Origin of the sequence: Sphingomonas sp. CBMAI 2297 (assembly GCF_029870595.1) — a bacterium.
Lineage (GTDB): Bacteria > Pseudomonadota > Alphaproteobacteria > Sphingomonadales > Sphingomonadaceae > Sphingomonas.
The window spans coordinates 48,308-72,376 of the sequence record NZ_JAPDIR010000024.1 but is presented as its reverse complement, the minus strand read 5'-3'; the positions used below and the strand labels follow the sequence as shown (position 1 = coordinate 72,376).

Here is a 24,069-nt window from a genome sequence, read left to right as displayed (position 1 = left end):
GCGGATCGATCGGCAAAGGGGCCCCCGCCATGGCGCCGGCCCCTTTGCCGATCGATCCGCGATAATCCCTCACTCCCTGCGAGAACCCACATGACGATCATCATGGACCGCCGCAGCCTCGTCCTGGCGGGCAGCTTCGGAATCGGCGCGCTGGCAATGGGCGGCGCGGCGCGTGCCCAGGCATTGCTGAGCGCGCGCGGCTTCACCCATAATGTCGCCAGCGGCGAACCGGGGCCGGACTCCATCCTGCTCTGGACCCGCTATGTGCCCGCCAATGGCGACGATGCGCAGCTGACCGCCGAACTGTCCGAGACGCCCGATTTCCGGAATAAGACGAGCGGCGGCGCCCGGGCCGGCCGGGCGGACGACCATACCGCGCGGGTCATCGTCGGCGGCCTGCAGCCGGGGCGGACCTATTACTACCGCTTCATCGCCCCCGACGGCGCGGTTTCGCCGATCGGGCGGACCCGGACGCTGCCGGCCGGACCGGTCGAGCGCTTCGGCCTCGGCGTCTTCTCCTGCGCCAACCTGCCCTATGGCTGGTTCAATGCCTATGCCCATGCGGCGGCGCGCGACGATATCGACCTGATGGTGCACCTGGGCGACTATATCTACGAATATCAGCGCGGTTATTATCCGGGAGCGGACCAGGCCGTCGCCGGGCGCCTGATCGAGCCGGCGGGCGAGGCGATCCGCCTGGCCGATTACCGCCTGCGCTATGCCAGCTATCGCGCCGACCCCGATCTGCAACGCCTGCACCAGATGTTCCCGATGATCGTCCAGCATGATGATCACGAGACGGCGAACGACGCCTGGGCACATGGCGCCGAGAACCATCAGCCCGGCGAAGGCGACTATGAGGAGCGGAAGCGCGCCTCCATGAAAGCCTGGAACGAATGGCTGCCGGTGTCGGGCAAGCCCTGGTCGAGCTTCGAGATCGGCGACCTGGCCACGATCTTCCGCCCCGAAACCCGGCTGACCGCCCGCAGCGAGCGGCTGGATCCGGTGGAGATCATCGGCACGAGCGGTGACCCGGTCGCGAAACTCAAGGCGCTGCGCGACGGCCCATTGGCCGCTCCGGAGCGGACGCTGATGGGTCCCGAGCAGGAGCAATGGCTCCAGGACGGGATCGCCCGCTCGAAGCGACGCGGCGCGAAATGGCAGGTTGTCGCGCAGCAAGTGGTCATGGGGCAGATGCGGTTGCCCGAGCTGCCGGCGGCATTTGCCGCCAGCCTCAAATTGCCGCCCGAACAGGCCGGGTTCCTCAAGATGCTCTCGGCCGCGGGCAAGGCCGGCGTCGCGCCCGACCTGGATTCCTGGGATGGCTTCCCCGCCGCGCGCGCCCGCCTGCTCGGCGCCGCCCAGACCGCCGATGCCGACCTGGTCGTGCTGTCGGGCGACAGCCATAATGGCTGGGCGTTCGATCTCGCTTCGCAGGGCAAGCCGGCGGGTGTCGAGTTCGGCGGGCACAGCGTCTCGTCCCCAGGGATCGAAGCCTATCTGGCGCTGCCACCGCAATTGACCGCTCAGTTCATCATGCGCGCCAGCCCCGAACTGAAATGGGCCGATACCAGCAACCGCGGCTACATGACGGTCCAGCTCCAGCCCGACAGGGTGATCGGCGAGTGGGTGTTCCTCGACACGATCAAGACGCGCTCGCTCGCGGTTCGCCCCGGCAAGACGATGGCGGTGGAACGGGGCCGCCGCACCTTCAGCGCCTGACCTCCAGCACTCCGAAGGAAGCAGATCATGGTGGATAGCAGCGACCTTTCGCCCGCCGGCACACGCCGCGACTTTCTGCAACGGGCCGGAGCCATGGGCCTCGGCGCGCTGCTCCCCGGCGCAGCCCTCGCGATGCCGGCGACGGCGAGCGACTTCGCCGAGATGGACGCGACGGCGCTGGCCGAAGCGATCCGCGCGCGCCGGGTTCACCCGGTCGAGGCGCTGGACGCCGCCATCGCCCGGGCGGAAGCGGTGCTGCCCGACATCAACTGCTTCAGCGAGAAGCTCTATGATCGCGCGCGCAAGCAGGCGCTCGCCACGAAGCGCTTCGTCGAGCCCTTCACGGGCGTGCCGTTCCTGATGAAGGATGAGGAGGATCTGGCAAGGACGCGCGTGCATTTCGGTTCGCGGCTCGACAGGGTCGCGCCGATTGCACGGCGGGACGGCCCGATGGCGGCGGCGATCGGCCGGGCCGGATTCAACGTCCTGGCCCGCACGACGATGAGCGAGTTCGGGGCGCTCCCCACCTCCGAGACGCTGGCATATGGGATCACGCGAAACCCCTGGGCGCTCGACCATACGCCCGGCGGCTCATCGGGCGGATCGGCGGCCGCCGTCGCCGCCGGCATCGTGCCGATGGCGCATGCGGCGGACGGCGCCGGGTCCATCCGCATTCCGGCGAGCAATTGCGGCCTGATCGGCCTCAAGCCGTCGCGCGGGCGCGTCCCCGATGCGCCGGGGCACCTCGCCCAGCTCGACCTGACCGAGCCGCTCTGCATCTCGCGCACGGTACGCGACACCGCCAATTTCCTCGCATCGGTCGAGCTTCGCCAGAATGGCGTCTATCCGCCGGTGGGGCGCGTCGACGGGCCGTCGAGCCGGCGGCTGCGCGTCGGGCTGCTGATCGGCGGCCTCAGCGGGACACTGCCCGACAAGGACGTGCTCATGGCCCTCGATGCCACCTACAAGGTGCTGAAGGACCATGGCCATCAGGTCAGGGAAGTGAAATGGCCATTCGACACCAAGGCGTTCCTGGCCGATTTCACGCAGATCTACCTGCTCGAAGGCGCCCAGCTCAAACGCTATCTGCTCTCGGCCACGAAGCTCGACGCGCAGCATCTCGCCGAACTGATCGAACCCGCCTCCGCGGCGATCAGCGCGATGGGGGACCTGATATCGCCCGCCAGCGCGGACCAGGCGCTCGGGCGGGTCGGCGCCTATGCCAAGGGATATTTCGGCGTGTTCGAAAAGGTCGACGTCCTCATGTCCCCGGTCCTGCTGAAGCCGCCGGTGAAGATCGGCGAGATCAACGGCTCGCTGCCGCTCGGCACGCTGGCCTCCCGGCTGAACGGCTATGCCGACTACACGATGGCGCAGAATGCCTTTGGCGGACCGGCGATCAGCCTGCCGACCTATTGGACGGCCGAAGGCCTGCCGATCGGCGTGCAGTTCGCCGGCCGCCTGGGCGACGAGCGGACGCTGTTGGAGCTCGCCTTCGAGCTGGAGCAGGCGGTGCCATGGGCCAAGCGGCACCCGCCGGTCTGGGCGCCGGCGCGCGTCGCATCGCGGGCATAGGCGCTTCCGGCACCCCGCGACGCGGATGTGGATCGGGATGACGGTTCGGTAGCCTGCCGGGCACGGGGAGGATGGCGCTCGCAATGCAGTTGCTGGTCTGCGCGCTTGCGGCTCTCGCGAATGGCGGGCAATCCGCCGGCTCCGCCCCTGTGGCGGACCATGGAGCCCCGCCCGGGCAGGACGCGCCCGCGCCTCCGCCCGACGACGACCGGATCGTGGTAACGGGGCGCCGCGGCGCCGCCGACATACCGCCCGAAATCGAACTGGACGCGGATGCGATCGACGCGCTGGGCGCCTATGACATTGGCGAGGTGATCCAGCGCACCGCCCGGAGCAACGCACTGGGGGACGATCCCGTCGTCATCGTCAACGGCCAGCGCGTTGCCGATCCCGGTGTCTTCTCCCGGTTTCCGTCCGATGCGCTGGTGCGCGTCGAGGTTCTGCCGCGCGAAGCGGGTGCGCGATATGGCGGCGATCCGTCGCGGCGGGTGGTCAATATCGTGCTGCAACGCCGGTTCAGGAGCGGGGACGGCCAGTTCGATGCGAAGGCCCCCACCGCCGGCGGCATGTCGGGCCTCTCCGCCGATCTTCGCCGGGGCGCCATAGCGGGCACCAGCACCACGCAGTTCGGCATACGCGCATCGCGGGATTCAGCGCTGCTTGGCGCGGAACGGCCGCATTATCTGGAAGATCATCCCGGCTATGCGGCGGCCAGCCTGCGCCCCTCCGCGGCGACGCTGGAGGCCAATCTGGCGTTGACCCGCGTCCTGGGGCGCTGGTCAACGAGCCTCAACGTCCAGGGTCAGGCACGAAGCGACCGCTCCATATCCCTGTCCGGCAGCGCGCCGATCGAAAGCCGGCACACCACCCGCAATCTGGTGATGGTCGGCGGCCTGAGCGGCTCGCTCCTGGGCTGGTCGCTACAGGCCTCGCTGACCGGGCAACTCTCCACGGCGAGCCAACAAGGCCTGGCGGATACCGGTTCGCGGCAGCGGTCGCTGGCGACTGCCCTGTCGGCCAACCGCCCGATATTCAATCTTCCCGCCGGGCCGGTGCTCGTCAACCTGACCACGCGAGCATCGTTCTCGCGTACGACCTCGCTGGGCGCCGGACCCGGGCGGACTTTCTCCGCGCGCGATGTCAACCTTGGCGGCACGGTATCGCTCCCGCTCTGGCGCGCGCCTTCGCCCGGCCACGGCTCGGCGATCGGGCGCCTGCTGGGCAGCATGTCCGCGACGTTCGGCGGCACGCTGCGCGAGACCGACGCCGGGCGCGGCAAGGGGTTGAACGCCGGCCTGATCTGGATGGCCCGGTCCAAGCTGCGGCTGATCGGCAACTGGTCGACCTCGACCGATGGCGTATCCGATGCCCAGCGGTTTGCGCCGGCCTATTACGGCGCGCCGATCACGGTGTTCGACTTCGCCACCGGGGAATCCGCGCAGGTCCTGCCGATCCTGGGCGGCACGGCCGATCTGCTTCCGCCGCGCTTCGACAGGATGACACTATCGGCATCGGCGGGCCCCTTCCCTCCCTGGAGCCTGACCGGAAACGTCAGCGTGCAGCGATCGGATGCGGTCAACGGCATCGGTTCGCTGCCGGCAGTCACGCCGGATATCGAGGCCGCGTTCCCCGATCGGTTCCAGCGCGACGCCAGCGGACGGCTCACCATCATCGATCGGCGCCCGATCAATTTCCGGTCCACGCGCTCCGAGAGCCTGGCCTCCAATGTCAGCGCCACCTTCCCGCTGGGCGGGGCCAAGCCGGGCACGCTTCGGATCGCGATCAACCACAATCTGCAATTGCGCAACCTCACTGTGATCCATGCAGGCTTGCCGGAGATGGACCGCCTGGCCGGCGACGGCGGCGGCGCGCCGCGCCACCAGCTGGAGGTGCAGATGGATGGGCGAAGCGGGCCCTGGGGCGTGAACCTGGCGGCGCGCTGGCGCAGCGGCTATCGCGTGCGGCGCGACACCGGCCGCGACGGCCCCGAAGACCTTCTGGTATCCGCGATCGGCACGGTGGATCTCAGATTCAGCTATGCGCTGGCGCGCGCGATCCGGCCGGACCGTGATGGCGCCGCCTCGCGTCGCGCCATCGGCACGCAGTTCGGGCTGGATATCGACAATCTGCTCGATGCCCGGCCGGGTGCCCGGCTGGGGATCCAAGGCCCGGCGCCGGGCTATGGCCGCGACGATCAGGACCCGGTGGGCAGGACGATCCGGCTGACCATCAGGAGCCGTTTCTAGCGCATCGCCGCCGAATTCCCCGGGGAGACCTTCCGAAGCGACAGGCCCGCCGCGCGCATGATGCCCGATGGCGTCGCGGCCGGGATTGCGGCAGAAGCGCAACATGCCGGGGGAAGACGCGCCGCACAATTCCGGGAACCGAAGCGCCCCCGCCGGCGCGGCGCGGCCTGGCCGGGTCGGTCCATGAAGATTCAGCCCGCCGATCCCGATGCGGACCTTCTGGCCGGCGCGGTCGCCGGCGAGCGCGAGGCGTTCCGCCTGCTCATCGAGCGCCATTATGACCGGATACACGGCCTGGCCTGGCAGCTGACCGGCTCGCGCGCCGATGCCGAAGACGTCGCCCAGGACGTATGCTGCACGCTGGTCGAGCGGATCGCCGGCTTCCGGGGCGAGGCGAAGTTCACCACCTGGCTGTGCGGCATCGTGTTCAATGCCTGCCGCGACGTGCATCGCCGCCGCCGCTCGTTCGGCGGCGTTGCCCAGCGCCTCGCGGTGCTGGCGGGGCTGGCGCGCGGCCCGGACGGGCGCGACCTGCACGACGCGCTCTGGATCAAGAGCGCGATCGCGCGCCTGCCCCCGGCCTATCGCGACACCGCCGTCCTCGTCGCAGGGCAGCAGCTGACCCATGCCGAGGCCGCGGCGATCCTGGGCGTGGCGGAGGCTACGATATCGTGGCGCATGCACGAGGTGCGGCGGATGATCGCCGGAAAGCCGGGCGCGGACGACTGATCCGCCGGCTCGGAAAAATTTTCGACATCCTTTCCAAGGATCTCCCGGAACAGCGCGTCCAAGGGGGATGCGGACGATCTCGCCCGCTGTAATCAAGGGAGAAAGTCATGCCCCGTTTGCCTCGGGCACTCGCCACCGGGCTCGTGCTGGCAATGGTCGCAGCCTGCACCGATGCCGACAAGCACCTCGCCGCGAAGCCGGACCCGGCCGCTGCGCCGCCGGCCACCGCGGTGAAGACCGCGCAGGAAGCGCAAGACATCGTCGTGACGGGCGCGCGCCAAGGCTCTGCCACGCCGGTCGTCGCCCTCTCGCCCGTCTCGATCAGCGCCGCGGCCGCTCCTCGCATGCGCGCCTATGCCGGGCTGCCCGAGCCGATGCCGGCCAATCCCTATTATCACGACACGGGACGCGACAAGTTCACCGCCCCCCAGCAGAATGCCTTCAAGATCGTCCGCGAAGAGCCGGTCTCCACCTTCTCGCTCGACGTCGATACCGCTTCCTATTCGTTCGTGCGCGCTTCGCTGAACCAGAATGTCCTGCCGCAGCCGGCAGCGGTGCGGACCGAGGAGATGGTCAATTATTTCCCCTATGACTATGCGCCGGCGCGCACCGCGGAACAGCCATTCAGCACCAGCGTCGCGGTGTTTCCCAGCCCCTGGTCGCCGGGGCGCAAGCTGGTCCGGATCGGCGTGAAGGGATATGAGATCCAGCGCGCGGCCCGTCCCCGCGCCAATCTCGTCTTCCTGATCGATACGTCGGGCTCGATGAACGCGCCCAACAAGCTCCCCCTGGTCAAGCAGTCGCTGGCGATGCTGCTCGACCAGCTGGACGGCAAGGACAGCGTGGCGATCGTCACCTATGCCGGCAGTGCCGGCACCGCGCTCGAGCCGACCCCGGCAAGCAGCAAGGACAAGATACTGGCGGTGATCGACCGGCTGGGCGCGGGCGGCAGCACTGCCGGCGCCGAAGGCATCCGCCAGGCCTATGCGCTCGCCGAGCAGAATCTCGATCCCAAGGGCGTCAACCGCGTGATCCTGGCGACCGACGGCGATTTCAACGTCGGCATCACCAGCGACAACGAGCTCAAGGGCTATGTCGAGCGCGAGCGCGGCAAGGGCGTGTTCCTCTCGGTGCTCGGCTTCGGCATGGGCAATTACAATGACGCGCTGATGCAGACGCTCGCGCAGAACGGCAATGGCGCGGCCGCCTATATCGACACGATCGGCGAGGCGCGGAAGACGCTGGTCGACGAAGCGACCTCGACGCTGTTTCCGATCGCCAAGGACGTCAAGATCCAGGTCGAGTTCAATCCCAGGGCCGTCTCCGAATATCGGCTGATCGGCTATGAGACCCGGATGCTGAACCGTGACGATTTCAACAACGACAAGGTCGATGCCGGCGATGTCGGGTCGGGCCAGACCGTGACGGCGATCTACGAAATCACGCCCGTCGGCGGGCCGCGCGCGATCGGCGACCTGCGCTATGCGGAGCCGGCGCCGGCCGCCGCGCTGGCCCAGGGCGGCGAACTGGGCTTCGTCAAGATCCGCTACAAGCTGCCCAAGTCCGACACGAGCCGCCTCATCACCACACCGATCGATCGCGGGAATATCTTCGCTCGGTTCGAGGACGCGCCGCGGGATGCGCGCTTCGCGGCCGCGGTGGCGGGTTTCGCCGAACTGCTGCGCGGCGGGCGCTACAATGGCCAGCTCAGCTTCGACGAGGTGCTCGCCATGGCGGGCGCGGCGCGCGGCGAGGATGGCTTCGGCTATCGCTCGGAATTCCTCCAGCTCGTCCGCGCGGCCAAGACCGCGCGCTCGATGGCGGCGCTCGAGCGTTGACCCGGCGGGTGTCGCCGCCCGGCGGCGGCACCCTTTGCGGGGCGGGGCCATGCAGGATCATGGCTTCGACCTGGCCGATATTGCCGCTATAGATCGCCCGATGCCCGTGCCCAGCCTCCGCTCCAATTCCGGTTTCGGCAATTGCCGGCCCACCGGCATGGAGGCCTGAATGGACCGCGACGACGATATCGCTCGCCTGTTGCCCGAGCCGCCACCGCCACGCCCCGCCGGGCGCGGCGCGGCGATCGCACGCGCCATGCAGAGGTTCGACGGCGAGGAGGCGCCGCTTGCGGCCACCGCGCCCGGCCGGGCGGCCGCGCCCGCCGGTTGGTGGCGCCAGCGGACGCAGATCGGCGCCTTCGCATCCATCCTGCTCGTCGCGGTGATTGCGATTCCCCTCGCCCTGCAAAGACAGGCGGAGACGCCGCCAGTCCCCAGCCGGCCGGCGCCCGCGATCGAACGAACGATAGCGACCGGCCCCGCACGGCCCCAGGCCCCGGCACCCGAGCGCTCAGCCCCGGTCCGGCAGGGCTCCGCGCATTTGTCTCCCACGCCCCCTCCCGCAGCCGCGAAGCCGGCGCCGGAGCCGCTGGCGGACGCGCAAGCGGAACCGCCACAGGCCGCTCCCGCAACAGGCGCTGCCCCATTTGCGAGCCACGAGCTGGCAGCCTCCTCCCAGCAGGGTGCGATGGCCGCCCCGGCGCCACCGGCCAGGATGGCCGCGGCCCGACCCGCGCCGCCGCCCAACGCTCCGATCGTGGTTACCGGCGCAAGGCTCGCCGCGCCGTCCATGACGGCAGCCACGCCCGTTACCGTAGCGAGGGAAGACGAAGCCGGCGCGAGCGAAGCCATCGTAACCACCGCGCGCAAATCCCGCGCCCGCAAGGCCGACCGGCGCGGCGACTGGAATGCCTGCACGGTCCATGATCCCGAGCGGAGCCTGCGCGACTGCAAGCGGCTGGTCGATCCCGGCGCCAGGGGAGATGCCGGCGTCGCGGCGGCGCGGCTGGCGGACGGGCTGGCGCGCGCATGGCAGGACGACTGGCGCGGTGCGATCGCCGCGCTGGATCAAGCCGTCGCGGCGCAGCCGAAACGCGCCTTCGCCTATCTCAACCGGGGCCTGGCCTATGGCCAGGAAGGCGACCTCGCGCGGGCGGAGGCGGATCTCGACCTCGCCGTGCGCTATGCGCCCCACGCGGCGCGCGGCTATTATAATCGGGGTCTGGTCCGCCGCATGCGCGGCGACGAACGCGGCGCGGACGCCGACATGGCGCGCGCGCGGGAACTCGATTCACGGTATGAAGCGCTGGAGGATTGAACCGGCCCGGTAGCCGGGGCGCGGGATTGCCGCGCCCCGGGCCGATGCCGGCCGGCGCTCAGCCCTTGGTCGGGTCGATCAGGAACTTCTCGCCCGTCGCCTTGCGCTCGTAGCTTCGCAACACTTCCGGATCGAGCGCTTCGGCGAGTCCGATGACCCGAGTATATTGGCTGGCGAACGTCGTCGTCAGTTCGTCCGCGACGCGCTGGCGCATCCGGTTCGCGACTTCCGGCCCCGCCTTGCGCAGGAACGGGGTTAGCAGCCAGCCCGAAACGCTCCACTGGAAGCCGAAGGCGAGCCGGTTGAGCGTGGTCGGCGACAGGTCGAGCGCGCCATAGATATAGAGCTGCTTGAACAGGTCCGAGCCATAGCGGCTATACTCGCCCATCCCCCGGACCGCCGCGCGCTCCATGGCCTGGACGATCTCGCTGCCGAGCGTGCCCCCGCCAATCGCGTCGAACGCGATGGTGGCGCCGGTTTCCACCAGGGCATCGGTGAGCCGGGCCTGGAAATCGGCATCCTTGCTGTTGAGGACATGCGTGGCCCCGATCGCCCGCAGAATCTCCGCCTGCGCGTCGGATCGGACGATATTGACGAGCGGAATGCCGTCGGCGAGGCAGATCTTTTGCAGCATCTGGCCGAGATTGGAGGCGGCGGCGGTATGGACGATCGCCGCATGCCCCTCGCGCCGCGCCGTCTCGACGAAACCCAGCGCCGTAAGGGGGTTCACGAACATCGAAGCGCCCTCGGCCGCAGTCGCGCCTTCGGGGAGCGGCATCACGTCCCGCGCCTTGATCCGGCGATAATCGGCATACATCGCGCCGCCGACCATGCCGACGCGCTTGCCCTCGAGCGCCCTGGCGTCCTTTCCCGCCGCGACGACGATGCCGGCCCCCTCGTTGCCGACCGCCAGCGACTTGCCCAGCCTCCCCTGCACGCTTCCCAGCCGGGCGCCCGGCACGGTGAAGGTCAGGCCGGGCCGGTCGCCGTCCGATTCCCGCAGCGTCGCCAGGTCGGCGGGGCCGAGCAGCAGCCCCAGGTCGCTCGGATTGATAGGCGTCGCCTCGATGCGGACGATGATCTCGTCGTCGGCGGGGGCGCCGGTCTCGACGTCGCGCAGCGACAGGGAGAGCGTGCCGTCCTCGGCGATCTTCGAATGCAGCTCGCGCCCGGCAAATGTCATGTCCTTCTCCGCCCGAATTGGTGAAGGTGCCGAGATGGTGCGGGGCGCCGCGACTGCAAGAAGGGTGGAAGCAGCCCGAGGCGCCACGGGCGAGGCGGCGCGCAACCGCTCGGCCGGACAGCTGCCCATAAACGGCACGGATCGAACGCGGCTAAGGGTTTCTACGGAATGGGACCCGCCCCCCGATCGCTTACTTCCAGGAAGGTTGGACCCGGAGAGGTTATGACCGACAGCAAATATTTCGCGCAGCGCGCCGATGAGGAGCGTGATGCCGCGATGAAAGCCAAGGGAATGGCCAGCTTCCGCGCGCATATGGGCATGGCGCAGGAATATGAGCGCCGGGCCCGTGGCTTCAAACCCCGCCATGCCGACAAGGTCGTGCTCGACTGAGCATTTGCCACTGAGCATTTGCCGCAGCGCATGGCGCGGCCCCTGTCTTCCCGAAGCGGACCAGCGCCCTTCCCTCGCCAGACCGCCCTTTCGCTCGATCGGCGAAGATCCGCCCCGGCGCGTGCCGGGGCGGAGGTTTCGCGCATCAGAACTCGGCGCTGACGCCAAGGGTGAAGGTGCGGCCGCTGGTGGTGTAGACCACCCGGCGCGCGATCGCGCCGCCGGCGAACTGCTCGATCGGCTCGTTGGTGAGGTTGATCCCCTCCGCGATCAGGCGGACGCCCTTCGTCAGGTTCACATGCGCCTGGAAATCGATGTTGTGGGTGGCGGCGATATAGTCGCCGACATTCCCCACCGTGCCCAGGCCGGTATAATATTTGCTGCGATAGGCGTCGGACACCCGCACGCCCCAATCCTTGTCCTCATAATAGAGCGTCGCGTTCGCCGCCCATTTCGACAGGCTGAACAGCGGCAGGCGGACGAAGGTGGTGCCGACCTTGCCTTGCTGATGCCCGTCGAACCAGGTGCCGTTGACGACCATGCCGAGATGCTTGAGCGGCCCCGGCAGGAAGGTGAAGTCGTGCTGGAACGCGACTTCGATGCCCTTGATGTCCGCGCCCGGGCCGTTGATCGGCTGGCTCACGTCATAGGGCGTGTTGGCATCCTGGCCCTGGATCAGCAGCGACAGCGGCAGGCCGGTCTGGCCATAGGGAATCGTCACCGTGGACGGCGAGATGAAGCTGTCCATGTTCTTGTAGAAGAAGCCGACCGAGGCGAAGCCGGTGCGATCCATGTACCATTCGATCGAGCCCTCGACCGAAGTGGCCTTGTAGGGCTTGAGGAACGGATTGCCGAGGCTGAGGCTGCCGCCGTTCGGGCGCGTGGTGATCGAGCCGGCCGCGGCCAGGTCGCCCAGGCCCGGACGGTTGACGTTGCGGCTGGCGCTGACGCGCACCACCAGGTTCCGGGTCACGTCGAGCGCGACATTGGCCGCGGGCAGCCAGCCATTGCTGTTGGTCTCGATCGAAACCGGCACGAAGCCGGCGCCGGTGGCGAGATGCCCCGAAGAGGTCAGATCGGTCGAGAAATAGCGAAGGCCGGCATTGGCCCGCAGGCGCATGTCACCGACATGCGTATCCAGGTCGAACTGGGCGAACCCGTTCCAGGTCTTTTCGTCGACCCGATAGTCGCTGCCCGCCTGCAGGTTGGCGGCACTCAGATCGCGCTTGTCGCCGACATAGGCATAGACCGCATCGACATTGCCGACGATATATTGGAGCAGGGTATCGGGCTTGACGAGCTGCTTCATGCTGTTCGGCACGGGGATGTTCGCCGGCACATTGTGGAACACCTTGTTCGCCCAGGTATAGCCCGAGTTGGTGAACTTCTTATAGGCGCCGCCGGCCTTGAAGGTCAGGCCGCCGCCCAGCTCATAGGCGGCGTCGAGCTTGCCGTTGAGATAGCGGTTGGTGATCGCATTCTCCTGCACGTCCAGGCGCTGGACGGTCCAGAGATCGGGGTTCCGCAGGTCGATGCCATAGGTGTTGACCGGGATGCGCGGGCGGGTGTCGTAGCTGAACGGCGTCTGCTTCGCCTCCATGAACACCTTGTCGAACACCGGCTGGGCGAAGTCCGACTGCTCATAGCCGCCTAGGGCGTGGACGGTCAGCCGATCGCCGATCTTCCAGCTCAGATTGGCGACGCCCTGATAGAAGTCGGTGTGGTTCTTGACGATGTGATGCTCGGACCGCAGGTCGATGCCCGTGTAGCTCGCCGCGCGCAGCGTGTTGGTATCGTCGATCACCGCGTTGCGGATCACCTGGGTGCCGCCGACGCTGGAGCCGGTCAGCGGGTTGCTGCCCGCGGTGGCCAGCGCATAGTCGTCGCGATAGTCCCACAAGCGGCCATAGAGGAAATCGACGTCGAGCTTGAAATTGTCGCCCGGATGATACTGAACCGAAGAGGTAATGCCGAGGCGGCGGCGATCGGTGTACCAGGTCGAAGGCGACTGGGCAGTCGGCTGGTACACGCCGGCGAGCAGCTTGGCCCGGGTCGCGGCGTCGATTTCGGGGCCGATATTGGCGGCGCCGTATTTGGTCAGGCCCCAGCCCCAGTTGCGATAGCCATATTCGTTGCTCTTGATCTGGCTGTACGCGACCGAGACCAGCGCGCCGAAATCGCCGGAACGGGTCGAGGCCAGGCCGACCACGCGCGGGGTGACGCCGCTGGTATTGGTATTGGTCTGGCCCTTGGCCGAGACGACGAACTTCGAGCCGGCATAGTCGAACGGCTTGGCGCTGTAGAGCTGCACGGTGCCGGCGATGCCGCCCTCATCCTGCTCCGCCGCGAAAGATTTCTGCACCGCGACGCGATTGAACAGCTCGGACGCGAACAGGCTGTAGTCGAACGAGCGCGAGCGGCTGACCGCGCCGCGATTGTCCATGCCCGAGGCCGTGTTGCCCATCACTTCCATGCCGTTGAGCTGGGTGCGGGTGAAATCCGCGCCCAGGCCACGCAGCGCGATCTGCCGGCCTTCGCCGGTGTCGCGCGTGATGGTGATGCCGGGGATGCGCTGCAGCGCCTCGGCGAGGTTCAGGTCGGGAAAGGCGGCGATGTCGGACGCGACGATATTGTCCTCGGCGCCGACGGCCTTGCGCTTCAGCTGCTGCGCCGCCGTGAGGCTCTCGCGATAGCCGGAGACGACGATCTCGGACTCCTCCTGGGCCCGCGGCGCCTCGGGCTCGGCCTGCGCCACGGCCTGCGCGGCCGGCCTGGCCGTACCGGCATGGGCGGCACGGCGCGGCGCGGCGACGGCATGCGCCGGCGTGAGCACCACCACGCCGCCGCGCATCGAGGCGGTCAGGTTGGTGCCGCGCAGCAGCTGGTCGAGCGCCGCGCGCACGGTCAGCGCGCCTCGCACCCCGCCGGTGCGGCGGCCAGCGACCACGTTCGGCGCGACGACGACCTGCACGCCAGTGGCCTGCGAGAATTGAGAGATGGCGCTGCGCAGGTCCGACGCGGCAATGTCGAAGCGCATCTGCGCGCCCATCGAAACTTCGGCACCGCGCGCCTGGGCCATGGCCGGCATGGCGAGCATGATTGCCACTGCCATGAGTGAGATTCCCCTAGTGCGATCCATGATGTTCCTCCGCTCGGGCGCGATGTGCGCCTCCGGGGAGGAAGACGGGGGTCGGTCAGCTTCCGGACAAAAGAATTTTGTTGCAGTGCAATGTCATCAATTTGTCGGGTGCGTGACGCCTTCACGCGTCGGAATCAGGTGCAGCGCATCCCCTTTTCGTACGACCTGAAAATCATAGGCCGCCCCCATCGCGCCCAGCAATTGCCGCGGATTGTCAAGGCGGAAGCGCCCGGCAACGGCAATCGACGCGAGGGAACCGGGGGGCGGGGCGATGCGGGTGCCACCGCGGCGATTGAGCGCATCGACCAGTTCGCCGAGCCGCATATTGTCGATGTCGAGCCAGCCCTGGCGCCAATCCTGCTGCGTCGCGTCGAACCGGGTCGGCACACGCGCCCGGCCGCCCGCGAAGCGGGTACGCCAGCCGGCCTCGACGATCACGGCATTCCTGTCGGCTCCGTCGCCGCCGAAGCGCACCTTGCCGCGATAGACCGCGATGCGAACGCCGCTGCTAGCGATATCGATGTCGAACGCAGTGCCGAGCACGCGCGTCGCCGAGCCCTCGGCATGCACGGTGAAGGGCTGGTCTGGCCGATGGGCGATGTCGAAATAGGCTTCGCCGCGCTGCATCGTCACCGTGCGGCGATCCATGCCCAGCGTCACGTCGAGGCTGGTCGCGCCGTTCAGGTGCAGTTTCGAGCCGTCGGCGAGCGCGACATCGAGCTGCTGGCCCGGCGCGGTCTCGTAATGGACGGGCGCGGGCGCGGCGGCGCGATACCAGCCGGCGTGCCAGCCGCCGATGCCGAACGCCGCGACCAGCGCCAATGCGCCACCGGTCCCGATCGCGCGGCGGCGATTGGCGCGCATCGCATGGACGTCGCCGTCCGAGAGGCGCGGAAGCTGACCCATCGCGTCGGCAAGCGCGGGATCGTCGAGCGTCGCCTGGATATCGGCGGCGGCGGCGGGCGGCGCTTCGCCGAGCACCGCCTCGTCCTCGCGCATCGCCCAGCGCGCGGCGTCTCGCAGAACCGCGCGGCGGCTCATCGGGCGGCCCCTGCCGGCAGGCCGCGCCGCTCGAGCGCCGCGCGCAGATCGGCGACGGCGCGAGTGCAATGCTTCTCCACCGCGGCGAGGCTCATCTCGAGATCGGCCGCGATGATGGCACAGGCCACCCCGTCGAGCCGGCGGCGCAGGAAAACTTCACGGCGCAGCGGCGGCATCACCTTGAGCGCCGCCACCAATATGTCCACCCGCTGGCGATAATCGAGCACTTCCTCGGCCCGCGGCAGCGGACAGGCGATGTCCTCGGCCAGCTCGGCGGCCTCCGGCATCGCGCGCCGCCGCCGGAAATGATCGAAGACGAGGTTGCGCGCCACCGCGAAGCAGAAGGCGCCGACATCGGCGACACCACGGGTGCGGCGATAGTCATAGAGGCGGACATAGGTTTCCTGGACGATGTCCTCGCCCTCTTCCCGATCGCGCAGCCGGCCCTCGACGAAGCGCTGGAGCGCGGCGCGCAATGCCACTTCCTCGGCCGCTGCATGGCGGCGCGCGACGATGGCGGTCAGTTCGTTCATCGCGCCACCCCCTCGCCAGGCCCTGCCCGCCCCGTCATGCCGCTGCTCCCCTGGGGAGAATCACTTCGCCCCGGCATGGGCTAGGCCCGCTCCGTGAAGCTCGCATGACAGCCCGCGCCGCCCTGGCTGCTTAAAACTGCAACCTGGCGCGCCTAAGCCGCTGCGAATCGGGTTGGAGGGATGAAATATGCGGTGGACGGCCATGCTGGCACTGGCGGCACTGGGCGCGGCTCCCGCGCCGCAGGCGGAGAAACCCGCCTTCAGCATCGGCGCGATCGCGGACGCGCAATATGCCGACGCCCCCGACAATGGCCAGCGCATGTACCACACCGCTCCCGGCAAGCTCGCGGCGGCGGTGGCGGACTTCAATCGCCAGCGGCTCGCCTTTGTCGTCCATCTCGGCGATTTCATCGACAAGGACTGGGCCAGCTATGACGCGATGCTGCCGATCACGCGGCGGCTGCGGCATCCGGTGCATTTCGTGCTGGGCAATCACGAGTTCGCGATCGACGATGCCCACAAGCCCCAGGTGCCGGCCAAGCTCGGCATGCCCCGGCGCTATTACAGCTTCGAACGGCAGGGCTGGCTGTTCCTGGTGACCGACGGCAACGACCTGAGCAGCTATGCCTGGCCGGCGGGCAGCCCGGAGCACAAGCGGAGCATGGCCGCCCATGCCGCGCTCTATCCCGACAAGCCGCTATGGGACGGCGGGATCGGCGGCGAGCAACTCGCCTGGATCGACGGCGAACTCGCGCGCGCGGACAGGCGCAAGCTGAAGGTCATGCTCTTCAGCCATTTCCCCGTCTGGCCGGAGAACCCCCATAATCTGTGGAACGCGCCGGCGGTGATGGCCCTGCTCGAACGCCATCCCTCCGCCAAGATCTGGCTCGATGGGCACAATCACGACGGCAATTATGGCGAACGGGCCGGCATCCACTATGTGAACATGAAGGCGATGCTCGACACGACCGAGACGAGCTACGCCCGGCTCGACTTCTTCGGCGATCGCGTCGAACTGCGCGGCACCGGGCGACAGGGTGACCTGGTACTCAGGCTTCGTCCGGATTGAAGCGCGGCGAGGCTTTCCTTCGCGCGGCGCGCTTCCTAGGGTCGCCGCCACCCCCGCTGGAGTCCCTGCCTTGACCGTGCCCGCCACCGCCATCGACCGCCTTGTCGCCATCATGGCCCGGCTGCGCGATCCCGTAAGCGGGTGCGAATGGGATACCGTGCAGACCTTCGCGACGATCGCGCCCTACACGATCGAGGAAGCCTATGAGGTGGCCGACGCGATCGAGCGCGGCGACATGGCCGACCTCAAGGACGAGCTCGGCGACTTGCTGCTTCAGGTGGTCTTTCACAGCCGCATGGCCGAAGAGGCCGGCGATTTCGCGCTGGCCGATGTCGCCAATGCGATCAGCGACAAGATGGAACGCCGCCACCCGCACATCTTCCTGGGCGCGGCCGAGGGCGGCCATCATCTGTGGGAGCAGATCAAGGCGTCGGAGCGCGGGGCGAAGGGGCATGCCAGCGCCCTGGACGGCGTGGCGATCGGCCTCCCCGCCCTGCTCCGTGCCGAGAAGCTCCAGAAGCGCGCCGCCCGCACCGGGTTCGACTGGCCCGATCCCAGCGGCGCCCGCGCCAAGATCGACGAGGAGCTGGCGGAGGTCGAGGCTGCCGCAACGCAAGCCGAAATCGAAGAGGAAGTTGGCGACCTGCTGTTCGCGGTGGTCAACTGGGCGCGCAAGCTGGGCGTGGATCCCGAGGCGGCACTGCGCATGGCTAATGGGAAATTCGAAAGTCGTTTCAAATCGATGGAAGCCGAAGCTGGGGAAGCGTTCGAGGCACTGGACCTTGATGCCAAGGAAGCGCTCTGGGTAAAGGCCAAGCGCGAGGAAGCCTGATGCGCGACTATATCCTGCTCATGCACAACGATGCGACCCAGGCACCCTCGTCCGAGATGTGGCCGGCCTATCTTGCCCGGCTTCAGGCCAGCGGCCGCTTCGACGGCGGCAGCGCGATCGCCGATGGGGAGAGCCTCCGCAAGACCGGCACGCCGGCACCGCTTTCGACGCCGCTGGGCGGATATATCCGCGTTAGGGCAGAGGATATCGCGGGCGCCAAGGCCTTTCTCGCCGGCAATCCCGTCTATGAATGCGGCGGCACCGTCGAGGTGCGGGAGCTGCCGCGGGAAGCGTAGGCCTTCACCCCCGCGTCAAGAACCGCTCATGGTCGCGCGGCGCCATCCGGACTTCGTAGACCGCCCGCTCCCCGTCCATTCCCTGCTCGAGCACTTCGCCATGCTGGTGGAGCCAGGCGGCGGCGGCGCCGTCGGCCGGGTCGAGATGGATGGTATAGCGGCGATGCCCCTGGGTGAGGCGGGCGGCGACGGCGGTGATGAGAGCATCCACCCCCTCCCCGGTCACCGCGGAGACCGGCATCACGTCCTCGCGCTTCGTCGCCTCGGCGAGCAGATCGTCACGGGCCTCGCCCTCGAGAAGGTCGATCTTGTTCCACGCCTCGAAGCGCGGGGTGGTCTCAGCGACGCCGATCTCCGCCAGGACCTGCTCGACATCGTCCTTCTGCGCCTCGGTATCCGGATGCGCGATATCGCGGACATGGATCAGCAGATCGGCCGAGACGACCTCCTCCAGCGTCGCCTTGAAGGCCGCGACGAGCTGGGTCGGCAGTTCCGAGACGAAGCCCACCGTGTCGGAGAGGATCGCCTTGTCGATTCCCGGCAGCGAGATCTGGCGGAGCGTGGGATCGAGGGTGGCGAAGAGCAAATTCTCCGCCATGACGTCACTTCCAGTCAACCGATTGAAAAGCGTTGACTTTCCAGCGTTGGTATATCCTACCAGCGCAATCACCGGCCAAGGCGCGCGCTGGCGCCGGTCGCGATGGAGCGCGCGGGTGCGGCTGACCGAATCCAGCTCGCGGCGCAGTCGCGCCATGCGGTCGCGGATCAGGCGGCGGTCGGCCTCGATCTGGGTTTCGCCCGGGCCGCCGAGAAAGCCGAAGCCGCCGCGCTGGCGCTCGAGATGGGTCCAGCTGCGCACCAGGCGGCCGGCCTGATAGTCGAGATGCGCCAACTCGACCTGGAGGCGCCCCTCCGCCGTGCGTGCGCGCTCGCCGAAGATTTCCAGAATCAGGCCGGTGCGGTCGATCACCTTGCAGCCGAGCGCGGTCTCGAGGTTGCGCTGCTGCACCGGCGTGAGGCTGGCGTCGAACACCGCGAGCTGCAGCTCCCGATCGCGTACCGTCTCGGCAAGCGCCTCGACCTGACCCGAACCGATCAGCGTGCCCGGCTTGGGCGCACGGATGCGCAGCGGCACCCGCTCGACCACCTCGACACCGATCGCCGCGGCGAGACCGGCAGTCTCCTCCAGGCGCGCCTCCGCGTCGCGCGAGCTGCCGCCGAGGTCCGGATAGACCACGACCGCCCGCGCGCCCCGGGTGAATTCGTCGGGGTCACGCTCGAAACCGGTAGTCATGCTGGGGGCGCCTCAGTCGTCGCTATTCTGTTCCTCGGCGAGGTTCAGCGGGTGCGCCGGCTGGATCGTCGAGACGGCATGCTTGTAGACCAGCTGAGCCATGCCCTCGCGCTGGAGCAGCATGCAGAACAGGTCGAAGGCCGCGATCTGGCCCTGGAGCATCACGCCATTGACCAGGAACATGGTGACATTTTCCTGCTGGCGGCGAACCGCGTTGAGGAAAATTTCCTGCAATACCGGGTTCTTGGACTGGAACTCTCCCACGGCTTCGAGAAGCGGGGCAAGGTCCACCGGGCCCGAGGGCATGATCGTGGAGATCGCGTGCTTGTAAATGAGCTGCGACTGGCCGTCGCGGCGGAGCAGCACCGAAAAATTGTCGAACCAGGTGACGATGCCCTGGAGCTTGACGCCCTTGACCAGGAACATCGTGACCGGCGTCTTCGACCGGCGCAGCGAGTTGAGGAAGAGATCCTGAAGCGAGGTCTGCTTTTCGGCCATCGGTCGTGACTCTCATTCTTGGCGGGAGTTTCCCGCATGGCGCCGTTCTCTGGCGTCGGAGCGCGCGCCCGTCCGGCGCGCAGCGCGGTCCTTTTATGCGCTAGGGGCCGAATCGTCCAGCGGAGTTGCGGGGTTCCCCCTGCCGAAGTCGACAAAGGCCGCCCCAGCCGCGGCGGCGCGAAGTCCCGCATTGCAAGCGGCACGGTGCATCCCTAGATGCACGGCGCGGGGCAACGTCCTCCCCCTCCGTCGCGAGGGTAGAAGTCCGGGACGGCCCGGCCCTTGTCCGAAAGGAGGGGCCATATGCCCTGGATATTGTTGCTTTTCGCCGGCCTGCTCGAAATCGTCTGGGCCTTCGCCATGAAACAGTCACAGGGTTTCACCCGCCTGGTTCCCACGGTGACCATGGTCGTCGCGATGCTGGGCAGCTTCGGCCTGCTCGCGATCGCGATGCGCAGTCTGCCGCTGGGAACCGCCTATATGGTGTGGACCGGCATCGGCGCCGTCGGCGCCTTTGCGGTGGGCGTGCTTGTGCTCGGCGAGGGCGCCGGAGCGCTGCGGCTCGCGGCCGCGGCGATGATCCTGGGCGGGCTGGCGCTGATGAAGCTCGCTTCCTCCTAGGACTGGGGGCTCAGGCTCGCATATCGTCACCCCGGCTCAAGGCCGGGATGACGGTGAAGAACGAGGCGGGTTCGAGCCCACAACTCCCGACCGTCATTCCTCCCGGCTGTCGGTGATCCCCAGCAGCTTCAGCTTGCGGTGCAGCGCCGAGCGCTCCATGCCGATGAAGCTGGCGGTGCGCGAGATGTTGCCCGAGAAGCGGCGTATCTGGACACGGAGATATTCGCGCTCGAAGCTCTCGCGCGCCTCCTTGAGGGGGGCGCCCATGATCGCGCTGGTGCCCATCCCGCCCGCATTGTCGGCCGGGCGGCCAAGCACCTCCGGCGGCAGCAGGTCGAGGTCGATCCGCCCGATCCGGTCGCCGGGTGCGAGGATCACCGTGCGCTCTACCACGTTGCGCAGCTGGCGGACATTGCCGGGCCATTCATAGCTCTGCAGCGCCACCATCGCGTCGGGCGCGATCTCCGGCGTCGGCACGCGGCGCTCATTGGCATAATGCGCGACGAAATGCTCGACCAGGACGGGAATGTCCTCGCGCCGTTCGGTGAGCGGCGGGATCGACACCGGCACCACGTTGAGGCGGTAGTAGAGATCCTCGCGGAAGCGCCCCTCGCCGATCTCGGTCATCAGGTCGCGCGCCGTGGCCGAGACGACCCGGACATCGACCTTGACCACGCGGGTGCCGCCGACGCGGGTGAAGCTCTGGTCGGTCAGCACGCGCAGGATCCGGGCCTGGGTGGCCACCGGCATGTCGGCGATCTCGTCGAGGAACAGCGTGCCGCCATGCGCCTGTTCGAGGAGGCCGGTGCGGACCAGATCCCCGCCCTCCTCCACGCCGAACAGCTCCTCTTCGACGCGCTCGGGCTGCATGCGCGCGGCGCTGACGATGACGAAGGGTGCGGAGGCGCGCTGGCTCCAGCCATGGAGCAGGCGGGCGGCGACTTCCTTGCCGGTGCCGGCGCTGCCGGTGATCAGCACGCGGCTGCCGGTGGAGGCGACCCGCTTGAGCGTGGCGCGCACGGAGTTGATCGCACCGGACTGGCCGGTCAAATCCTCCTCGCGGCCGATCGAGGCGCGCAGCGAAGCGACTTCGCGCTTGAGCCGCTCCGTCTCGGTCGCGCGCTCGACCAGGAACAGCAGCCGCTCGGCCTCGAACGGCTTCTCGATGAAGTCCGAGGCGCCCCGGCGAATCGCGGCGACGGCGGTGTCGAGATTGCCATGGCCGGAGATCACCAGCACCGGGATCGAGGGATCGCGGCGCTTGATCTCGTCGAGGATCTCGAGCCCGTCGAGCCGCGAGCCGTGCAGCCAGACGTCGAGCAGCACCAGGCTGGGGCGGCGCTCCGCGATCGCCTCCAGCGCCGCGTCGCTGTCCGCCGCGCCGCGCGTCGAATAGCCTTCGTCCTCCAGGACGCCGGCCACCAGTTCACGGATGTCGCGCTCATCGTCGACGACCAGGATATCGAGGCTCATGATTTGGCACTTCCACTACGCGTAAGCACGGCGGGGCGCGGCTCCTCGCCGCCCTCGCCGTCGGAGCTGCTCGCCATCTCGGCGAGCTGATCGGTATCGAAGCAGATCGTCACCAGCGTGCCGCCGCCCGGGCGGTCGGAAAAGGCGATGGTGCCGAAATGCTCCTCGACGATCTTCTTCACGATCGCGAGGCCGAGGCCGGTGCCGCGGCTGCGCGTCGTCATATAGGGCTCGACGATCCGGTCGCGCTCGACCGGCAGGCCGATGCCGTTGTCGGCCAGGGTGAGCGTGATCCTGCCCTCCGCCTCCGGGCTGATCGCCATGACGATCTCGCCGCGGGGCAGCGCCTCCCCCTCCCCGCGCGCCTCGATCGCCTCGACCGCGTTCTTGACGATGTTGGTGAAGGCCTGGCCGATCTGGCGCCGATCGCAGATCAGGCCCGGCGCGGGATCGGGCGCATCCATCTCGAAGCGGATCGTGGGATGCGCGACTTCGTGGAGGAACATCGCCTGGCGCGCGATGTCGAGCAGCGATTCCTGGCGGAACACCGGCTTGGGCATGCGCGCGAAGGAGGAGAATTCGTCGACCATGCGGCGCAGGTCCCCCACCTGGCGGACGATCGTATCGGTCAGCTGGGCGAAGGTGCCGTCCTCCGGCTCGATCTTCTTGCCGTAGCGGCGCTTCAGGCGCTCGGCGGCGAGCTGGATCGGCGTGAGCGGGTTCTTGATCTCGTGCGCGATGCGGCGGGCGACGTCGGACCAGGCGGCGCGGCGCTGGTCGTTCAATTGCTGGGTGATGTCGTCGAAGGTGAGCACCCGGCCCGCCTCGTCGCTCGTGACCTTCACCGCGAGCGTGCGCGCATCGCCCCCGGTGCCGAGCTGGATCACCGCCTCGCGATCGCCGCTGTCGAGCAGCGTGTCGAGCTCGGGCGCGAGATCCCGGAGCGGGTGGCCGACCAGTTCCTGCTCGCCAGGATGGAGCAGCTCGATGGCGGATTCGTTGATGAGGCGTACGTTGCGCTGGGCGTCGATCGAGACGACGCCGGCCGACACGCCCGACATCACCGCCTCGATCAGCTTGCGGCGGCTCTCGAGCTGGGCATTGGCGGTCCGCAGCTCGCCGGTCTGGTGCTCCAGCCGCTCGGTCATGCCGTTGAACGCATTGCCCAGCGTGCTGATCTCGTCGCCGGTCTGCGGAATGTCGACGCGCGCGGTGAGGTCGCCCCCGGCGACGCGCCGCGCGGCGATGACGAGCTGCTCGACCGGCTTGACCAGGCGATCGGCGACGGCGAGCGCGATCCAGGTGGCGATGCTGACGATCAGCAGCGCCACGCCGAACAGGACGGCGTTGAACTGGAGCTGGAGCGAGCGGGAGCGCGCCTGGAGCGCGTTGAATTCGGCCACGATCCGGTCGGCACCCGAGTTCTGGCGGTTCATGAAGCCCACGTTCACGCTGTTGGCGACGTAGAGGAAGATGTTCCGCGACCGATCGAGCGGCGTCACCACCCATTGCTTCTCGGCGTCGAAATTCGTGTAGCTCTGCTCGTCGCGCAACAGGTTCAGCACCTGGCCGGAAACCCGCGCGGCGAAGATCTTCGCCGGGGGCGCTTCCCAGGTGTACATCGCCTCGACCTGCTTGCCGTCGACGACGCGGAACACCACTGCCTGGTCGAAGGAGCGATAATAGAGCTGTTCCAGCAGCTTGCGCTGAAAGGACGAGGAGTTGGCCGGGATCTTCGGGAAGAGCTCGGTCAGGTCGTCGACCATGGTCCGCGCTTCGGTCGCCCAGCGCTGGGCCACGAGGCCCCGGCCTTCCTTGGCGAGGTCGGTCGTCGCATCGAACGCGCCGCGCGCGCGCTCCGAGCCCCAGAGCTGCACGCCGGACTGGAACATCACCGAGGCCGCGATCACGGTGAGCACGATCGGGATGCTCGCCATCAGGGTGAACACCGCGACGAGCCGCACATGCAGCCGGCCGCCGCCAGCCAGCGCCGACTTGGTGGCGCGGTGGATGGCGATCCGCCGGCCGATCAGCACGATCAGCGCGACATAGGGCAGCAGGTTCGCCAGCAGCAGCGACGCCGCCACGCCGGGATTGAACACCTGATGCGCGAAATTGCGGACGAACAGGAAAGTCGCCACCGGCGTGGCGATGGCCAGCGCCACCACCACCATCTCCAGCAACCGGATAGGCGCCAGCCGCCGCGTCTGCGGCGTTGCCTGGATCAGGGGCTCGGCGGTGAGGGCATCCATCCCCGCCAAGCTAGAGCGAG

General features: G+C 68.4%; 19 protein-coding genes. 11 read left to right on the top strand and 8 right to left on the bottom strand.

All coding sequences use genetic code 11. The annotated features are described in order from the left end of the window. Positions 1–90: 90 nt before the first annotated feature. The 6 genes from OMP43_RS22145 to OMP43_RS22120 all read left to right on the top strand — a co-directional run bounded on the left by OMP43_RS22145 (position 91) and on the right by OMP43_RS22120 (position 9,428). A complete protein-coding gene (locus OMP43_RS22145) occupies positions 91–1,722 on the top strand; it encodes an alkaline phosphatase D family protein (RefSeq protein WP_280281733.1) in 1,632 nt (543 codons plus the stop codon). 27 nt (positions 1,723–1,749) lie between these two features. After that, positions 1,750–3,297: an amidase family protein gene (locus tag OMP43_RS22140; RefSeq protein WP_280281732.1), complete on the top strand. Its 1,548-nt coding sequence runs from the start codon at positions 1,750–1,752 to the stop codon at positions 3,295–3,297. An 83-nt stretch (positions 3,298–3,380) separates the two neighbouring features. After that, complete coding sequence (locus OMP43_RS22135; protein ID WP_280281731.1) at positions 3,381–5,543, top strand: hypothetical protein; 2,163 nt, start codon at positions 3,381–3,383, stop codon at positions 5,541–5,543. Between the two features lie 183 nt (positions 5,544–5,726). Then, positions 5,727–6,272, top strand: a complete 546-nt coding sequence (locus OMP43_RS22130; RefSeq protein WP_280281730.1) for an RNA polymerase sigma factor — start codon at positions 5,727–5,729, stop codon at positions 6,270–6,272. Between the two features lie 107 nt (positions 6,273–6,379). Next, a complete protein-coding gene (locus OMP43_RS22125) occupies positions 6,380–8,110 on the top strand; it encodes a VWA domain-containing protein (protein ID WP_280281729.1) in 1,731 nt (576 codons plus the stop codon). Positions 8,111–8,279: 169 nt separating this feature from the next. After that, positions 8,280–9,428: a hypothetical protein gene (locus tag OMP43_RS22120; protein ID WP_280281728.1), complete on the top strand. Its 1,149-nt coding sequence runs from the start codon at positions 8,280–8,282 to the stop codon at positions 9,426–9,428. A 58-nt stretch (positions 9,429–9,486) separates the two neighbouring features. On the opposite strand, the gene OMP43_RS22115 is transcribed toward OMP43_RS22120, so the two are convergent. Next, the gene (locus OMP43_RS22115) at positions 9,487–10,611 is read right to left on the bottom strand and encodes a zinc-binding dehydrogenase (RefSeq protein ID WP_280281727.1); all 1,125 of its coding nucleotides are present in this window, start codon (positions 10,609–10,611) and stop codon (positions 9,487–9,489) included. A gap of 222 nt (positions 10,612–10,833) precedes the next feature. Between OMP43_RS22115 and OMP43_RS22110 the strand changes: the two genes are divergently transcribed. Beyond that, on the top strand, positions 10,834–11,001 hold the full coding sequence (locus OMP43_RS22110) for a hypothetical protein (protein WP_167298981.1): 168 nt from the start codon (positions 10,834–10,836) through the stop codon (positions 10,999–11,001). Positions 11,002–11,146: 145 nt separating this feature from the next. Here the strand turns inward: OMP43_RS22110 and OMP43_RS22105 are convergent, their stop codons facing one another. The 3 genes from OMP43_RS22105 to OMP43_RS22095 form a co-directional block, all read right to left on the bottom strand. Next, on the bottom strand, positions 11,147–14,113 hold the full coding sequence (locus tag OMP43_RS22105; RefSeq protein WP_280281726.1) for a TonB-dependent receptor: 2,967 nt from the start codon (positions 14,111–14,113) through the stop codon (positions 11,147–11,149). A 123-nt stretch (positions 14,114–14,236) separates the two neighbouring features. Further along, positions 14,237–15,181, bottom strand: a complete 945-nt coding sequence (locus tag OMP43_RS22100; protein ID WP_280281725.1) for a FecR domain-containing protein — start codon at positions 15,179–15,181, stop codon at positions 14,237–14,239. Continuing rightward, entirely contained in the window at positions 15,178–15,714 is a 537-nt protein-coding gene (locus OMP43_RS22095) for an RNA polymerase sigma factor (RefSeq protein ID WP_280281724.1), read from the bottom strand. The genes OMP43_RS22100 and OMP43_RS22095 overlap by 4 nt, the downstream gene beginning before the upstream one ends. 187 nt (positions 15,715–15,901) lie before the next feature. On the opposite strand from OMP43_RS22095, the gene OMP43_RS22090 reads away from it, so the two are divergent. The 3 genes from OMP43_RS22090 to OMP43_RS22080 all read left to right on the top strand — a co-directional run bounded on the left by OMP43_RS22090 (position 15,902) and on the right by OMP43_RS22080 (position 17,911). Beyond that, positions 15,902–16,783: a metallophosphoesterase gene (locus tag OMP43_RS22090; protein WP_280281723.1), complete on the top strand. Its 882-nt coding sequence runs from the start codon at positions 15,902–15,904 to the stop codon at positions 16,781–16,783. A 70-nt stretch (positions 16,784–16,853) separates the two neighbouring features. After that, the gene (gene mazG, locus OMP43_RS22085) at positions 16,854–17,615 is read left to right on the top strand and encodes a nucleoside triphosphate pyrophosphohydrolase (protein ID WP_280281722.1); all 762 of its coding nucleotides are present in this window, start codon (positions 16,854–16,856) and stop codon (positions 17,613–17,615) included. Further along, on the top strand, positions 17,615–17,911 hold the full coding sequence (locus tag OMP43_RS22080) for a YciI family protein (RefSeq protein WP_280281721.1): 297 nt from the start codon (positions 17,615–17,617) through the stop codon (positions 17,909–17,911). The genes mazG and OMP43_RS22080 overlap by 1 nt, the downstream gene beginning before the upstream one ends. 4 nt (positions 17,912–17,915) lie before the next feature. Here OMP43_RS22080 and hflX read toward each other — a convergent pair whose 3' ends face one another. Beyond that, complete coding sequence (gene hflX / locus OMP43_RS22075; protein ID WP_280281720.1) at positions 17,916–19,205, bottom strand: GTPase HflX; 1,290 nt, start codon at positions 19,203–19,205, stop codon at positions 17,916–17,918. A gap of 12 nt (positions 19,206–19,217) precedes the next feature. Continuing rightward, positions 19,218–19,703 carry an RNA chaperone Hfq gene (gene hfq, locus OMP43_RS22070; protein WP_086129801.1) on the bottom strand — a complete coding sequence of 162 codons (486 nt, stop codon included), beginning with the start codon at positions 19,701–19,703 and terminating at the stop codon, positions 19,218–19,220. A gap of 303 nt (positions 19,704–20,006) precedes the next feature. Here hfq and OMP43_RS22065 point away from each other — a divergent pair, with 303 nt between their 5' ends. Further along, a complete protein-coding gene (locus OMP43_RS22065) occupies positions 20,007–20,324 on the top strand; it encodes a multidrug efflux SMR transporter (protein ID WP_280281719.1) in 318 nt (105 codons plus the stop codon). 93 nt (positions 20,325–20,417) lie between these two features. Here the strand turns inward: OMP43_RS22065 and OMP43_RS22060 are convergent, their stop codons facing one another. Together OMP43_RS22060 and OMP43_RS22055 are read right to left on the bottom strand one after the other, a co-directional pair. After that, the gene (locus OMP43_RS22060) at positions 20,418–21,797 is read right to left on the bottom strand and encodes a sigma-54 dependent transcriptional regulator (protein ID WP_280281718.1); all 1,380 of its coding nucleotides are present in this window, start codon (positions 21,795–21,797) and stop codon (positions 20,418–20,420) included. Beyond that, the gene (locus tag OMP43_RS22055) at positions 21,794–24,049 is read right to left on the bottom strand and encodes an ATP-binding protein (protein ID WP_280281717.1); all 2,256 of its coding nucleotides are present in this window, start codon (positions 24,047–24,049) and stop codon (positions 21,794–21,796) included. The genes OMP43_RS22060 and OMP43_RS22055 overlap by 4 nt, the downstream gene beginning before the upstream one ends. Positions 24,050–24,069 lie beyond the last annotated feature (20 nt).

Coding starts and splice junctions, on each gene's coding strand:
- OMP43_RS22145 (WP_280281733.1), top strand. CDS start 91: ATGACGATCATCATGGACCGCCGCAGCCTCGTCCTGGCGGGCAGCTTC.
- OMP43_RS22140 (WP_280281732.1), top strand. CDS start 1,750: ATGGTGGATAGCAGCGACCTTTCGCCCGCCGGCACACGCCGCGACTTT.
- OMP43_RS22135 (WP_280281731.1), top strand. CDS start 3,381: ATGCAGTTGCTGGTCTGCGCGCTTGCGGCTCTCGCGAATGGCGGGCAA.
- OMP43_RS22130 (WP_280281730.1), top strand. CDS start 5,727: ATGAAGATTCAGCCCGCCGATCCCGATGCGGACCTTCTGGCCGGCGCG.
- OMP43_RS22125 (WP_280281729.1), top strand. CDS start 6,380: ATGCCCCGTTTGCCTCGGGCACTCGCCACCGGGCTCGTGCTGGCAATG.
- OMP43_RS22120 (WP_280281728.1), top strand. CDS start 8,280: ATGGACCGCGACGACGATATCGCTCGCCTGTTGCCCGAGCCGCCACCG.
- OMP43_RS22115 (WP_280281727.1), bottom strand. CDS start 10,611: ATGACATTTGCCGGGCGCGAGCTGCATTCGAAGATCGCCGAGGACGGC.
- OMP43_RS22110 (WP_167298981.1), top strand. CDS start 10,834: ATGACCGACAGCAAATATTTCGCGCAGCGCGCCGATGAGGAGCGTGAT.
- OMP43_RS22105 (WP_280281726.1), bottom strand. CDS start 14,113: ATGGCAGTGGCAATCATGCTCGCCATGCCGGCCATGGCCCAGGCGCGC.
- OMP43_RS22100 (WP_280281725.1), bottom strand. CDS start 15,181: ATGAGCCGCCGCGCGGTTCTGCGAGACGCCGCGCGCTGGGCGATGCGC.
- OMP43_RS22095 (WP_280281724.1), bottom strand. CDS start 15,714: ATGAACGAACTGACCGCCATCGTCGCGCGCCGCCATGCAGCGGCCGAG.
- OMP43_RS22090 (WP_280281723.1), top strand. CDS start 15,902: ATGCGGTGGACGGCCATGCTGGCACTGGCGGCACTGGGCGCGGCTCCC.
- OMP43_RS22080 (WP_280281721.1), top strand. CDS start 17,615: ATGCGCGACTATATCCTGCTCATGCACAACGATGCGACCCAGGCACCC.
- hflX (WP_280281720.1), bottom strand. CDS start 19,205: ATGACTACCGGTTTCGAGCGTGACCCCGACGAATTCACCCGGGGCGCG.
- hfq (WP_086129801.1), bottom strand. CDS start 19,703: ATGGCCGAAAAGCAGACCTCGCTTCAGGATCTCTTCCTCAACTCGCTG.
- OMP43_RS22065 (WP_280281719.1), top strand. CDS start 20,007: ATGCCCTGGATATTGTTGCTTTTCGCCGGCCTGCTCGAAATCGTCTGG.
- OMP43_RS22060 (WP_280281718.1), bottom strand. CDS start 21,797: ATGAGCCTCGATATCCTGGTCGTCGACGATGAGCGCGACATCCGTGAA.
- OMP43_RS22055 (WP_280281717.1), bottom strand. CDS start 24,049: ATGGATGCCCTCACCGCCGAGCCCCTGATCCAGGCAACGCCGCAGACG.